This window comes from uncultured Paraglaciecola sp. (assembly GCF_943787955.1).
Lineage (GTDB): Bacteria > Pseudomonadota > Gammaproteobacteria > Enterobacterales > Alteromonadaceae > Paraglaciecola.
Genome location: NZ_CALSOK010000013.1, coordinates 181,446 through 196,192, shown reverse-complemented (window position 1 = coordinate 196,192; position 14,747 = coordinate 181,446). Strand labels below are relative to the sequence as shown.

Sequence of the window (14,747 nt, the reverse complement as noted above, 5' to 3'; positions counted from 1 at the left end):
ACCTTATTTTAGCTGTGGCACTCCCTGCTGCCAGATTTGCCAATTGTTGGTAATATGATCGGTTACTTTAGCCCCGACTAAAACAATATTTTCTACCGTTTCGGTAAAACCACCAGCCGTTTCTCCGGGTGCTGGATCTAAGTGTTCTAAGGTTGTTTCATTTGGGTGACCTTGGTCAAAGTTGACTGACCCACGTAAACTCAAAATGCGTTGTGTCCCATGAATCCGGCTGATCACCTGTGTAATAGCCGCGGCTTCCATTTCAGTGGTTATGTAATCATCTGCACCATATAATTCAGTGATATATTGTGCTTGTTTAGACAATCCTGGCCCATGAAAAAACGTATCACCCCGTCATATGTGTGCCCTTTAACACTTTGGGCAGTCGCCTGGCTGCAATTTGTGGGTAACGAGTTCTATAAGCTTGAGCGCTTGGTGAGTCCTTGAGCTTTGTATCAGTAGATAACGCCATGCTCCAATCGACTAATAAGGGGTTAAGTTGATAACGGCGAATGTTTTCATACCCTTTACGGGGCATAAAAGTGGGGGCACCTACTTCACCTTCTTCTGGTGACCAGCGATGACCTAAATCGTAATCAATTAGCCAACTGCCCCAACTCACATCACCTATTGTGCCTTTTGATGGAGGCGTGCCTCCCACACCGCTGAGAATGTAAAAGCTGCGTGAAAAATCGAATTGTTGGTTTAATAAAATGGCCTGCATTGAAGCAGATGAAGCGACCTTTCCCATACCTAACACACCGCCACACACACCATTTTTATTACAATAAACGGGGTTGAGTGCGCCTTTTACATCTATAGGCTGACTGTTTTTAAAATAACGTTGATACCAGTACTGAAACTCCCCTGATTTATCACCAGAATTTTCACCTATTTCAAACATGGCTGCGATAAAAACTTTGACATGAATTGGCTTGCTGTTTATGGCCGCCTGACTAGTCAGTGTAATTGAGCAAAGTAAAATTAACACTAATATTTTGTATGGTTTCATAAGCATTCCTTTTCATTTAAATTATGTTTAAAACCGATTGATTAACGACTCACCGCAACGACCATTGCCAATGTTGCCAAAAAAGGTATCGGCACATAGCTTATTGGTAATTGTACTATTTATCACCCCTAGTATTTAATACCAACAATGTGGAAAAACCAGTGACATGGTAATTTGGCATAAAGGATTTACCTTCCGGCGAGTCAAACTCTATGCGGACATAAACAAAGTTTGATTGTTCTGTGAAATGACTTGTTTATATGAGAACACTTGTTTATATGAGAACACTTGTTTATCTAACTTACGACAGCTTGGGCACCAAATGGCTGACATATCCGCCAATACTAATTTATTTAGTATTATTGGCCACTTCTGGGGCTTGCTCTAAGGCAAGTATTTCTAACCCAATTTCATCTATGGCTTGTTGCCCAAGATACGTCTGAACAGTTTTATTGCCGTAATACCCCAAAACTGATAATAAAATAATGCTCCTAAAAATATTTAAGACTTTTCTAACTGATGAACCTGTTTTATCTTGCTGTTTATTGATAAATATCTAACTCTCTTTATTTGCAGATTGAAGTTGGCAGTATTCAATAATTTTTTCCATTACAGCAGACAGTCCGTTGCCTCTGGATTGGCTTAAGTGTTTACCCAAATGTAATGTTTCTAGATAATCGACTAAGTTAAACACCAAAACTTGTTTAGCTGTTTTGCCTGACAGGGCTTCGAACAGCACAGCCAATAAGCCGCGAATAATTTTGCTAGGCGAGTCCCCCTCCAACACTACTAGGCCTTTATCTACTAAACACCTTATCCAAACTTCGCTTTCACAGCCAGTTACTGCAGACTCTTGCGTTTTATAATGGTCTTGTAATCTGGCTAAACTTTTACCCGCTAACATCATTTGCCGGTAAGTCTGATCCCAGCTTTTTTGCCTGTTTTATTGACTCTGCAATGGGAAAAAGCAGAGCTTGTTTCTCATCCAATAACATTTCAACAGTTGCCGTTTGAGTTGTTGGTTCAGTTAATAAACGAATACATTCGACTAACGCCGAGAGAAAGGTCTGGATGTCATCGTTGTTATTGTAAGGCGCTAAAGACACTCTAATGGTCCCATCTATACCCAGCTCATTCATTAAAGGCATAGCACAGTGATGCCCTACCCTCACTGCAACATTGCGCTTATCTAATAGCACTGCGAGATCGTAATGATTGACACCTTCTAAGGTAAAAGACAACAGACAGATACTGTTAACTCTAATCACCCCATAATTTTACTTGTGGAATAGCTGACAAAGAATCGAGTAATTGTTGATACAAGTTATGTTCAAGTGCTAATAGCGTCGCTCTATGTTGTTGAATAAACTCACTGGCAACTGCTATACCTAGTACACCTGCAATATTTGGCGTACCGGCTTCAAATTTTAATGGCGGTGGTTGGAAGGTGGATTGTGTGAAGCTAACGTGTTTGATCATCTCACCGCCTAGTTGATAAGGCGGTAATTGCTCGAGCAAATCGTACTTACCGTACAATACACCTATGCCAGTGGGGCCAAACATTTTATGACCACTGAACACATAAAAGTCACAATCCAACTGTTGCACATTCACAGCCAAGTGACTAACTGCTTGTGTGCCATCTATTAGTGTTAATGCGCCCAATTCTTTGGCTTTGTTAATAATAGCTTTTATTGGATTAATATTTCCTAGAGCATTTGATACATGCCCTAAAGCCACCATTGCGGTATTTGAAGTCATTAATTGCAATGATTCTGTTAGCTTTAATACTCCATTATTATCAACTGGCATTACCTGTAATTGTAAATTATTAGCTTGGGCTATTTGCTGCCAAGGCACAATATTAGCGTGATGTTCTAGAGCAGAGACTACAATACTATCACCCGCTTTAAAGTGACTTTTAGCCAAACTACTGGCGACAAGATTTATGCTTTCGGTAGCCCCTTTAGTCCACACAATTTCTTTGTGGCTCCTAGCACCAATAAAATGTTGGATGGTCCTGCGCGACTGTTCAAATTGTTCTGTAACATTGGCGGCCAACTGATGACTAGAACGATGCACATTAACAGACTGCTCTTGGTAGAAATGTCGCGTAATATCGATAACCGACTGTAATTTTTGACTGGTAGCAGCACTATCCAAATATATACAGCTTTGTGACTCAAGGCTGGTAAAAAAGGGAAAGTATTGACGTAAAGTATTGGATATCTTTGATTGCATCGGTTTTAAAACAAGTGATTTACTATTGATGATTGTTGTCAATCGAAAGCAGATTAGCAAGGTATTTAAGCTAGATTCAACAACGTAATAAAGTGTTCAATTTTACATCGCTTCTGCTGAGTGACAAAACATTCAATCTGACAAGGCTCGATGGGCTAATTTCTACCGTTTTTGCAATACTCATTGGACGACGGCTATCAGTAGAAGGAGGATACCCAGAATTGGATCACTATTTTCATTTAAGCATAAGCTTTCAACGGACAATGAAGATTTTCAAATACTAGTGCACTAATAGTTTTTTACAGACTTTCGCCTTAAAACCTATTTAGAACTATTTAGGTGACGGGTCTTTCAATGTGAGCACAATGAAAGACCTTCACCCGTTCTTTTTAGAGTCGTTAAAGCGTAACCAACTCAACAAAGTCTATTGATACTAATCAATAGACTTAACTAATAAATTCAAGATTTTAAAAGCATCTTCTATCTGATATATTTCTTTAAATAAAGTGGAGGAACTTTTTATGTCAGAACAAGAGTACAATCACCCTGCACCTTGGCAGCTAAAGGGTAGCGGCGTTGTTTTAGTAATGCGTTTGTCAAAATCATGGAAAGCACGTTACGGGCTTTCTGACTATAAAGGGTTAATTGCCTCTATTTGTTTGGTTAATTATCAAACATCCCCCGTTGGACCTTACTACGAAATTTTACTTATTCCGGGCACCCTGAAAAATCCAAAAGGCAAGCATTTATCAATTAGTCATATATTTGTCGACTCCGAAAACAGTATGAAAGCAGGGCAAAAAAACTGGGGTATTCCAAAAAAAATGGCCCAATTCGATTGGCAAGATGACGGAAAATCTGTCCAAGTCGCTATCAAACATGAAGGGCATTCCTGCTTTACCTTAAAAGCTAAAAGATTAGGTCCGTCCATACCTATTATTGAAGCTATGCTGCCCATTACCCTCTACCAGAAACGAGATAATCACCACTTTTGGACAAAACCAAAAACTAAAGGCCAAGCAAAATTTGCTACTGTCAGTCATTTAGGCGGCTCTAATAATGAAGATGGGCACAGTTTTCCTGATCTTAGTAACCAAACTATCTTGGCTGCATCTATTGTTGATGGGTTTTCCATGGGTTTTCCAGAAGCGATCCAAGAAAAAATAATATAAAGGTAAAATAGTAGAATGGGTCGTAATCAACGTACTGTCATTACTGGGGCAAATTCAGGTATAGGGTTAGCACTGTTAGAGCAATCAATTGAAAATGAACATGATATTATTGCCGTTGACTTAAATACCGATACTATTCAATCTCGATTTAGTCAGAACGAAAAATTACAGTTTATTGACACAGACCTATCGACTCAAACTGGATCAGATTTACTTTTCACAAAAATAGCATTGCGTTGGGATAGTTGTGACTTGTTTTTTGCAAATGCAGGTTTTGCTTACTTTGAGAATTTATCTTCACGAGCTGAGCCCGATTGGCTAAGAAATGAAAAAATATTTTCTCTTAATACCCTATCGCCTATATATAGTTGGCAAAAGCTGAAGCAATTAAATAAAGATCATCCCTTTAGAATTGTGATGACTTCATCTGCAATGGCTTACTTAGGCCTACCCGGATATGCGTTGTACTCAGCAACAAAAGCAGCGTTACACTCTTTCGCTGAAACCCAGAAGTGGGAATCGACAAGCAAGCAAGAGGTTGTTTTAGTGTACCCCATTGCGACTAGAACAGAATTCTTTCGGTCTGCCGGCAGTAAGGCACCATTTCCAAGCCAAACAGCTGAAACAGTTGCCCGAAGTATTTTTTCAGGATTAGAAAAAAATAAAACTCGTATCTACCCTTCTTTTATATTCAGAATTTTTTGGCTAACTTCACAGTGGCTCCCTTTTTTGCAAACAATCTATTTGAAAATAGAAGCCCGAAAAGTATCTTAATGAGAACTGATTCACTTGTAGCGTTAATCAATTGATAGACCTCAATTGATTGAACGTTAACTCACCAAACCTCAGGTGTATATCGAAGTCAACAAAACTCAATGTCTCGATAAGCAACTATTTAGTAAGCTTGATAACCACATCACTTAAGGTATTGTATTTATCAAAAATCCTAATCAATATTGGGTTGAAATCTTCACACCACATCGATTGCTTCATTACTGCAAGAGCATATAGAGCTGAATAGCCGGTAATTTCCATAACGTCTTTAGTTTGAAACGCGTTCAAGGAATAAAAAAGTTAAAACATAGTCAGTATCAAATGAAATGTGTATATGCCTTTCATTTAACCCAGTGTTTTGACAATGTGCGTTATGAAGTAAATGCCATTAACTTATGTTTGATATTCAACGCTTCGAATATTTACTAATTCAGTCATGCTAATATTTTGAATGACTTAGTCTTTGCTCTGCTAATCGCATATAGTGTTGTGGTTGAATTAACCGGACACTTCAATAAAGGATTATAATCCTGTTAATTGAGGTGAATATGACTAAACGAACAAATAAACATTATCCCGCAGAATTTAAACAAGAAGCGGTCGCTCTGGTAATAGAGCAAGACTATCCAATCGTACAAGCTGCTGCATCTTTGGGTGTGACAGACAAACTACTTTACAACTGGGTAGCTAAGCATAAGAAACAGGCACTAGGTGACGTGTTGTCTGGCGATGAACGAGCAGAGTTAATTCAACTCAGGAAGGATAATAAACGTCTACAAATGGAGCGTGAAATCCTAAAAAAGGCCAGTGCCTTCTTCGCGAAAGAAATGAAGTAAGATATTCTTTTATAAGTGAGCTTGATGCGAAGTATCCGGTGTCAGTTGCTTGTAAAGTGATGGAAGTGAGTTCGTCAGCATACTACGCATGGCTAAAAAAACCTGGTGAACTCATTAGCGCTCAAACGCTTAGACTGTATCGACGAGCCAAAGCATTATTCAAGGCAAGTCGAAACAGTTTAGGCAGCAGAGAGCTTGCTAAAGCACTACGCAAAGAAGGCTTTGAAATAACGCGGTATCGCGCCATTAAGTTAATGGAACGGCTTAAATTAGTTGTGACTCAGCGAATAGCTTATAAAGTGACAACCAAGCGCAAACACAGTGATGCTGTGGCTGACAACTTGCTAAATATGAATTTCAATCCTGTTGGACCCAATCAAATTTGGGCGGGTGATGTGTCCTATTTAAAGACTGGTGAGGGCTGGTTGTACTTAGCCATTGTCATGGATTTGTATTCACGCCGGATTGTAGGTTGGCATATATCAAAACGCATGACGCGTGATTTGGTCGAGCAAGCACTGACAAAGGCTCATAACTTACGCAAGCCAGTCAAAGGTTTGGTGTTTCACAGTGACAGAGGCTCTCAGTACACGAGTAAAGGCTTTAGAAATCTACTGTCGCGATTAGGTTGTCGAGCTAGTATGGGAGATGTTGGAGCTTGCTGGGATAATGCTGTTGTGGAGCGCTTCTTTGGAAGTTTAAAGCATGATTGGTTGTTTAAAGTACCGCAGCCCACTCGAACACATATGCGAGAAGATGTTGCTAGGTACATGAAATATTATAATGTTGAGCGACTACATTCAGCTAATTTGGATCAATCGCCAATTGAATTTGAAAACTCCTTTAGAAAAGTGTCCGGTTGGACTTGACCAGAACATAGATTCCTATTAGACAAAGTCAGAACTTATTATTTACAAGTCTCAGTTCGAGTTTTATCGAATACACTTTAAGAATTAAAATCTGCCATCGACAAATGGTTTTTAATACTTGGGATCGCATCTTCTTGATGATGATTCACATACAATAAAGTGGTGCGCCCTTCTTTGGCCAGTAATTCAATTAAAGCTAATACTTTTAGTCGATTGATATCATCTAAGCCATTACAAGGTTCATCCAAAATTAGTAGGGCTGGGTGTTTGGTCATGGCGCGAGCAAGTAAAACTAAACGTTGATCACCAAAAGATAATTCTTGAAAAGGTGCAGCAGTGTGTTTTTCTAACCCCATTAACGCCAACCATTGTTCAGCTAGTACTATTTGATTTTTAGTGGCTTGGTGATACATACCTATGCTGTCGTAAAAGCCTGACAATACAACATGTAACAATGAACAATTAACCCGATAATCTAAATGAAACGCGTTAGATAAATACCCTATGTACTGTTTTATCTGCCAAATACTTTCACCACTACCACGCTGAAAACCAAACACATAAATATCATTCGCATAACACTGTGGGTGATCTCCAGTGATCAAATTTAATAGACAGGTTTTGCCAGAACCATTTGGGCCGCTTATTTGCCAATGTTGTTGTGGTTGAATGGTCCAGTTCAGCCCACTAAATACAATGTTTTCAGTGTAGTTAACTTTTACATTGATTAACTTCACCAAAGGCGCATTGGCATCTAACGGATGAGGTGCAAAACTTTCGCTGTCTTTGTCTGGTAATACTAAGTCTTGTTGCTGCATATGTTGCAGCTGACTGATATGGGTGAGTTGTTCAGTTAAATCGTCATTAATGGGTGTTTGCCATTGAATAGCTCCTGATTGCATCAACACTAACTGCTGACAGAAGCTAGGCACCTCGCTCAAACGATTGAGTACTAAGATACATGTAGTTTCTGTGGATATTTCCTGAAGTAGCGCATTAAAGTCAATGCAAGCTTGCTTGTCTAATCCATCCCATGGTTCGTCCAGAATCAATAATTCAGGTTGACTCATTAATACTTTGGCTAACAGTAACTTGCGGGTTTCCCCAGTAGACAAAGCCCGAAATGGCCGCTGTAACATGTCTTTAAGAGCAAAAACTTCACTCACTCGTGCCAGTAATTTTTGCTCGATGACATCAAGGTGTAAACCTTCCAATAATATTTCTTCTACTGTGGTCGCAATAGGAATGATATCTAAAATGTCAGCGCAATCTTTTTGCTTCTCAGCTTCGATTAACGCTTGTTGTTGCTCAACCGACACCCAAGCAATGTTAGCCGTCACTTGGTGGCGCCCATTTAACAATTCCCCCTCACCAGCAACCAATGCCGCCAGTGCAGATTTCCCACTGCCGTTTGACCCTAAGACAACGGTGTGTTGTAACGGTTTTAACGTAAGAGAATCAATATTTAAATGAAAATGATTGGCAAAAGTAGCATGGCAGGTTTGTAGTGTTACTAACGACATAAATATAACTGTTAAAAATTTTGCAGTATCTTATCAGAAAATTAAACTCCTTCATTCTAATCCCGTCAATCTTGTCCTAAATACCCATAGCAACGTATAAATGAAATCGGCTTCCACTAGAGTCCATGTGTGCTAAATAAATCTGATCTATCAAACATACATATTTTGAATATTACTTTCATCATGTAACCGAGGTTTGCAAAGCAGATAATAACAAGTTTAGCATTGAGCTAGGTTGTTAAAATATTTTTGATCTGATATGTATCGATACTATCTTGGCTAATATCTAAGCGCTTAAAAAGTGTGTAACCATCAAAAAATTAGGAGCAGTTTATTACTCCTATTCAGATATTAACTTTATTAAAAAGAACAATTGAATAATCAACTATAAAAGATGATATTTGAAACGTGTCGGCAACAGCATGGAAGTTCTAATTCATACAAAAAATATAATGCAGATATGTAATTAATAACGTCATAAAGAGGCAGCCCCTACCCTTTTTTAGATTCACTGTTTTCTATTGATAGTTTTCACTCATTAGATGGTTCAGTTTTTGTACCTTTTTCCATCTCAATATCATCCTTATCTGCGTCATCAATAAACGCTCCATCATCTTTTGTACTAGCTTCAGTAGTGGTAATATTATCCTTATTAATTTTTGATCCCGGTGTTCCATCTGGAAAAGGGATAAAAGGGAATGGCATTTCATCGGTTTTAAAGGTTAGAAATAAAGTAATTTGATACAGGTAAGTACTCAAATTCTGGCCCAGAGGTATCACTGCTTCATTCGTCTGCCCTTTAAAGAGAAGTGTGATAAATTGAAAAACAGCCACTAAGGTGACGACCAGTTTTGCCACCCCAGAAATGATGGCAAAAACGATCATAAATAAACCTCTTTTCCAAGTATCCAGATTAGTTAATGTTGCTTTAGTTTTTTCGTTCATTTGATTCTCCTGATGAAAATGTTGTGAGTTATACGCTTCAGTTAAACTAAGCAAGTTTAAAGCCAAAAAAAACCCCAATAAAATCAGCGGGTTAAACACACCATATCCCTGTAAAATATATATAAAACGAGTTATTACGTTTTATCGCCAGATTGTGATGAAAATCACCAAACTCATATTGGGTGCTACATGCTTCAATTTATGTAGAATACTGATGCAAGGCAACCACCATTTTGGTAAACCTTTAGAGTAAACTTAGCTGGGTATCTATTACTATTTTATCGAGATTTAAATTAAAGTGTTGCTACTTCATTTATGGCTAGTAACTTATTAATTGTGTTCTTAGTATCAGCTGAGAATATAAACTAGATATCAGCTAAAAAAAATTATCATTACGATAAAAACATTTCACGGTAACCAAAGAGTCCTTGACTGCCGCCAGTGTGTAAAAATAACTGATCACTATTTTTTTTAATCACACCTTTGGCACACAAATCGATAAAACCTGCCATTGCTTTTCCTGTATAAACGGGGTCTAACAAAATTCCTTCAAGTTGCGCGCAGCGCTTAACTGCTGTAATCATTGATGATGTTGGTATACCGTAACCTTCGCCGTAATAATGTCCATTAGTCACAACTCTCCCCTGAGCTTCATTAGGGTTTATACCAAGTTGCGTTAATATTTCCCTCAGCAACGTATCTACTAATTGCTGCTGATCTTCAGTTGTTCGACTCACCGTAATGCCAAGTACCGGTATATTCACTTTTGCAGCAATAAGCCCGGCTAATAAACCCGCTTGTGTACCAGCACTGCCAGTAGCTAAAACAATTTGATCAATCTGAATATCTTCTGTGACTATCTGCTGTAGAATTTCATTAGCACAGCGCACGTAACCTAAGCTACCAATCACATTCGAGCCACCCATTGGAATAAAATAAGGTTTTCGCCCTTCACTTTTTAGTGTATGGATTAAAGCTTCAGCATAGTAATTACAGTCTTCACCTAAGTTTAATCTATGAATTTTAGCCCCAAGTAAACTATCGAGTAACATATTGCCATTGTTGTAATAATCCGTTTTTGGAGTGCCTGTGACATCTTCCAATACCAATTCACAATCAAAACCAAATTTGGCTGCAGCTGCTGCAGTCTGTCTTGCATGATTTGACTGAAAACCGCCAACAGTTACTAAGATATCAGCACCTTTTTGTTGGGCATCTGCTATCAAATATTCAAGCTTACGCGCTTTATTTCCACCTCCAGCGAGACCTGTACAATCATCACGTTTTATAAATAAATTGCATCCTAATTCATTAGATAATCTAGGTAACCGTTCTAGCAATGTTGGTGTGTGTGAAATGGTTACTCGGGGAATAAGGTTAAAATCTTGCATATTTATCACTTCTTTTTGATATTAATAATTTGCCCACTTTTGATTTCTGTATATGTTAAATTTGATAGTGACACTATCCATCTAAAAGCATTTAGCACTGATGTCTTATTAGTTTTCATTCACCCATTTTCACCCACAACTCATGCTTAGCCATCACTTTTGTAAACATAGCACTTTGCAGGTAATAATTGAGCCACTGTTTAACCTTTGGGTAAGGCGATTGCTGATACCATTGACGTTCTACCTTGGCAAATTGACGAATGAAGGGTAACAACGCAATGTCTGCCAAACTTTCTTGGGCTGACATAAGAAAGGGTTGTCGAGCTGTGGTAGCTGCCAAGCGACTTTCTAATTCTTGTATGTAGACCTCGCAGGCCAGTCTGTATTCGGTGACGTTATCTTCACGATAGCGTTTGGCTGCCTTATAGGCGTTTAAACAGGTTTTAAATTCATGATCAAATAGTCTGATTAACACCAACATCTTGGGTAACGCGCTTCGATCAAACGGGTGCAACAAATTATCAGGGTCGTTTTTTGCCAGCGCCCACAACATCACGTCTAAACTTTCGTCAATTACAGTAGGTGGTGGTTGTTCGTTATCTAAGACTAAAATGGGCACTGTGCCTTTGGCGGAGGCTGCGATCATTTCAGCAGGCTTTTGCTTGAGATTAACCTCTCTTAAATCAATCTGAAGCTGGGCTTTATGTATGCCTATCCTCGCTCGCATCGCATAAGGGCAATTTCGTAATGAGTACAGTATGGGCATTGGTATAAGGAGTGGCATGTTTATATAAATCGCTATTTTTACTGACTAACTCGCTAAAACGGCTACTTTGCAGTGTTTACTTATAATAATCTACTGTAGCGATATTCATTGGCTAAATATACGGGTAATATCCGCGCTTTAAAATTAACCGAATATATATTATCTACATGAAGCATAAAATTGAATTGTTAGCTCCAGGCGGTGATGTTGATGCCATTAAAGCGGCCATTATTGCCGGTGCCGATGCCGTCTATTGTGGTTTAGATACCTTTAATGCCCGTAATCGTGCGTCTAATATTTCATTTGCTGAACTTGTAGGGGTAATTCGACTTGCTCATCAGTATCAATGTGAAATTTTTCTGACTTTAAACATTGTGATTTTAGAACGGGAATTTACCACTTTAGCCAAGTTATTAAGTAAGCTGGTGAACACCACACTAGATGGCGTGATTGTTCAAGATATCGGTATGTTTAACCTGATCAAGAAACATTTCCCTAGCTTAGATATCCATGCATCAACACAGCTCACCACCCACAATGCAGGCCAAATTGGTTTTCTTAAAAAACTAGGTGCTTCAAGAGTTAATTTATCCAGAGAGCTAAACTTAAGGGAAATAACTGAGTTAACCGCAGTGAGTCGCGAACACGAGATATTAACTGAAGTGTTTGTGCATGGCTCACTTTGTGTTGCCTTCTCTGGTTTATGTTATTCCACTTCAGCTAGTGTGGGTAATTCAGGTAACCGTGGTCGTTGTAGTCAGGCGTGCCGTGAAGAATATGAAACCACAGCAACGGGTCATAATTTCCCACTAAATATAAAAGATAACTCTGCATTTTTTGATTTACCTGCGTTAATAGAGGCTGGCGTGACCTCTTTTAAAATAGAGGGGCGAATAAAAGGTGCAAGTTATGTGCATACAGTGGTAGATAGCTTTCGCAAGCAAATAGATGGTTTTATCAAAACAGGTCAATTACTTGAAGACGGTGAGCGCCTCTATAAAGTATTTAATCGGGACTTCTCAAATGCTTTTTTGCGTGGTGATTTAAATCAGTCGATGTTTATTGATAATCCCCGAGATAACTCAAAAAATCATGCCATCGATAACATCAGCAGTACTACCGACAACAATCTAATTTCCGTAGTGCAAATTCAAGAAGTCAAACACACACTTTATCAAGAAAAAAACGAAATCAATGATGCGGTAAAAGACAAAATCCAATATTTAAGTATCGATAAAGTACCTTTAACCTTACGTTTTTCTGGTGAAGCAGGCAGTCCATTAAGTCTAACGGTTAGCACAGAAAATAACACAGAAGCATTATCTCCTCTGCAGACCCCAGCACTTAGTATGCCCGAGGCTGCAGTAAATAACTTTGTATTACAATCCACTAGCCTATTAACCAAGAGCGAACACAATGGGATCGATCAGCTCACCCTTGATAAACGTTTCAGAAGTTTGGGCAATGCTGAATATGTGCTTAAAACAATCGATTTACAGCATTTGTCCGCCGGGCTCAGTGTGCCTTTTAGCGAGCTAACATCCCTAAAGAATGAAGCTGCCCGTTTATTAAATAATGATAAGGCATTGATACCTGCCGTCACATTACCTGCACTGGACAGACATGCCAAGGGGGCTGAAGGCCAAACTGATACTCAGGCCAAACTGTCCATATTAATTAGTGACGAGGCAGACACTTATTTAACCGAGGCCACCACTGCTGATGTTTATTTTAAGTTACCCGACGCCTATAAACGTGACTGCACTAGATACATTACTTTTTTAACCGCAAACCCGCGTTTAATTCCTTGGTTTCCTGCGGTATTAATAGGTAAAGATTATGATGTGGCGATTAATATTTTAGAACAGGTAGCACCGCCATTAATCGTAACGAACAATACAGGTATCGCTTACAGATCCAATCAATTAGGAATTAAATGGATAGCAGGCCCCTTTTTGAATACCACCAATTCTTATGCTTTAATGGCCATGAAAGAGGAGTTTGATTGCAGCGGCGCTTTTATATCTAACGAGCTTAACCAACAACAAATGAAAAATATTGCCCGCCCTGCAAACTTTAAATTATTTTACAGCATCTATCATCCCATCTTATTAATGACCAGCAGACAATGTTTCTTCCAGCAAAGTGTGGGCTGTGAAAAACCCAGAATAGATAATGGTTGTATGCTGTCATGTGATAAATCAACCACAATTACTAATCTTAAAGGTGTGTCATTTGCGATTGATAAACAAAAGGCCGGTTACCCGAGTATTTATAATCAGGATCAGTTTTTAAATATGCAGGTGATAAATGATTTGGCTGACTTATTTGACGGTTTTCTAATTGATTTAACCAAAATTGGAGCTGGTGATAACCTTTCACCAGATAAGCTAGCATTGATCAGCCAGTTCGAACAGTTGTTGGCTGGTGACTCAAAGGTAGAAGTGACCTTAAACGCTATGGTGACAGAGTCAACAATGAGTCAGTATCACACTGGCTTGTAAGACAATTTAGACATCATCAACAACGATACAAAATCAGTTTTATGATTGTATTATTTATGAGTGATTAATGAGGGCAGCATAACGATGCAGCCCTCATTGGTTGGAATTGATTAGAACAACAGCGATAATCCAATAAATTAACCTGCTTTCTTCATCCAGCCTGCACACCAACCTTTGGCATTAACAACTTTGCCAGGGAAAAAGGCACATGGTCGCCACTCCTTACCCTCTTCACCTTGAATATATTGGCAATTGTCGCAGTATTGGCCTTCAACCTCTGAAGCATGCACATATTTAAGGGCAGCGGCTGTTGGATCATCAAGCGCCACTTGCTCTTGTGCGTTAGCGCTTAATGCCACCCCACCCAAAGTCAATCCGATAAGAGATGAACCTGATATTTTTAAAAAGTCACGGCGATTCACATTGTTCATAGTTGATATCCTAATTGGTAGACGAAAATAATAATGATTCTCTTTTACATTACCCCTAAAATGCAAAAAACTCGCTATTATGGCGAGTTCTTAGGGCTAACGTTATTGTTAGTTCATATACTTATACTTGTGTAATAAAAAATTAGATCCATTAAAAGCATGTAAAATATTCAATTATTTTGTTATTGAAATACAAAAAACAATTTACCTGTCATTCCTTGCCGATTACCCGGCCGTTTCACTTGCACATCTCATTTTCAGCGATATATATGCAAATTGCAAT

12 protein-coding genes and 1 pseudogene are annotated in these 14,747 nt (G+C 38.7%); 4 read left to right on the top strand and 9 right to left on the bottom strand.

The genetic code is table 11. The features are described 5' to 3' along the window. Positions 1–3: 3 nt before the first annotated feature. The 4 genes and pseudogenes from Q0Y52_RS12910 to Q0Y52_RS19545 all read right to left on the bottom strand — a co-directional run bounded on the left by Q0Y52_RS12910 (position 4) and on the right by Q0Y52_RS19545 (position 3,253). Positions 4–1,012: pseudogene (locus Q0Y52_RS12910) on the bottom strand (purine nucleoside permease). A gap of 556 nt (positions 1,013–1,568) precedes the next feature. Further along, positions 1,569–1,919, bottom strand: a complete 351-nt coding sequence (locus tag Q0Y52_RS19555; RefSeq protein ID WP_366939294.1) for a SufE family protein — start codon at positions 1,917–1,919, stop codon at positions 1,569–1,571. After that, positions 1,903–2,280, bottom strand: coding sequence for an aminotransferase class V-fold PLP-dependent enzyme (locus Q0Y52_RS19550; RefSeq protein ID WP_366939293.1), 378 nt, complete (start codon positions 2,278–2,280; stop codon positions 1,903–1,905). Before Q0Y52_RS19550 ends, Q0Y52_RS19555 begins: the two co-directional genes overlap by 17 nt. After that, on the bottom strand, positions 2,273–3,253 hold the full coding sequence (locus tag Q0Y52_RS19545) for a cysteine desulfurase (RefSeq protein ID WP_366939292.1): 981 nt from the start codon (positions 3,251–3,253) through the stop codon (positions 2,273–2,275). Before Q0Y52_RS19545 ends, Q0Y52_RS19550 begins: the two co-directional genes overlap by 8 nt. 521 nt (positions 3,254–3,774) lie before the next feature. Here Q0Y52_RS19545 and Q0Y52_RS12900 point away from each other — a divergent pair. The 3 genes from Q0Y52_RS12900 (at position 3,775) to Q0Y52_RS12890 (ending at position 6,904) form a co-directional block, all read left to right on the top strand. Beyond that, a complete protein-coding gene (locus Q0Y52_RS12900; RefSeq protein WP_297822191.1) occupies positions 3,775–4,425 on the top strand; it encodes an acetoacetate decarboxylase family protein in 651 nt (216 codons plus the stop codon). 15 nt (positions 4,426–4,440) lie between these two features. After that, entirely contained in the window at positions 4,441–5,199 is a 759-nt protein-coding gene (locus Q0Y52_RS12895) for an SDR family NAD(P)-dependent oxidoreductase (protein WP_297822189.1), read from the top strand. Positions 5,200–5,747: 548 nt separating this feature from the next. Then, a protein-coding gene (locus Q0Y52_RS12890) for an IS3 family transposase (RefSeq protein ID WP_297822186.1) occupies positions 5,748–6,904 on the top strand; the annotation gives its coding sequence in 2 pieces (ribosomal slippage) (positions 5,748–5,994 and positions 5,994–6,904; 1,158 coding nt in all). Positions 6,905–6,981: 77 nt separating this feature from the next. Here the strand turns inward: Q0Y52_RS12890 and modF are convergent. The 4 genes from modF to Q0Y52_RS12870 form a co-directional block, all read right to left on the bottom strand. Further along, the gene (gene modF / locus Q0Y52_RS12885) at positions 6,982–8,427 is read right to left on the bottom strand and encodes a molybdate ABC transporter ATP-binding protein ModF (protein ID WP_297822184.1); all 1,446 of its coding nucleotides are present in this window, start codon (positions 8,425–8,427) and stop codon (positions 6,982–6,984) included. Positions 8,428–8,958: 531 nt separating this feature from the next. Further along, entirely contained in the window at positions 8,959–9,471 is a 513-nt protein-coding gene (locus Q0Y52_RS12880; RefSeq protein ID WP_297822182.1) for a DUF4389 domain-containing protein, read from the bottom strand. A 293-nt stretch (positions 9,472–9,764) separates the two neighbouring features. Then, entirely contained in the window at positions 9,765–10,763 is a 999-nt protein-coding gene (locus Q0Y52_RS12875; protein WP_297822180.1) for a D-cysteine desulfhydrase, read from the bottom strand. A gap of 115 nt (positions 10,764–10,878) precedes the next feature. Next, positions 10,879–11,547 carry a glutathione S-transferase gene (locus Q0Y52_RS12870; RefSeq protein WP_297822178.1) on the bottom strand — a complete coding sequence of 223 codons (669 nt, stop codon included), beginning with the start codon at positions 11,545–11,547 and terminating at the stop codon, positions 10,879–10,881. A 149-nt stretch (positions 11,548–11,696) separates the two neighbouring features. Here Q0Y52_RS12870 and Q0Y52_RS12865 point away from each other — a divergent pair, with 149 nt between their 5' ends. After that, complete coding sequence (locus Q0Y52_RS12865) at positions 11,697–14,033, top strand: peptidase U32 family protein (protein WP_297822176.1); 2,337 nt, start codon at positions 11,697–11,699, stop codon at positions 14,031–14,033. Between the two features lie 137 nt (positions 14,034–14,170). Here Q0Y52_RS12865 and Q0Y52_RS12860 read toward each other — a convergent pair whose 3' ends face one another. Beyond that, positions 14,171–14,464, bottom strand: a complete 294-nt coding sequence (locus Q0Y52_RS12860; protein ID WP_297822174.1) for a high-potential iron-sulfur protein — start codon at positions 14,462–14,464, stop codon at positions 14,171–14,173. Positions 14,465–14,747: the final 283 nt, after the last annotated feature.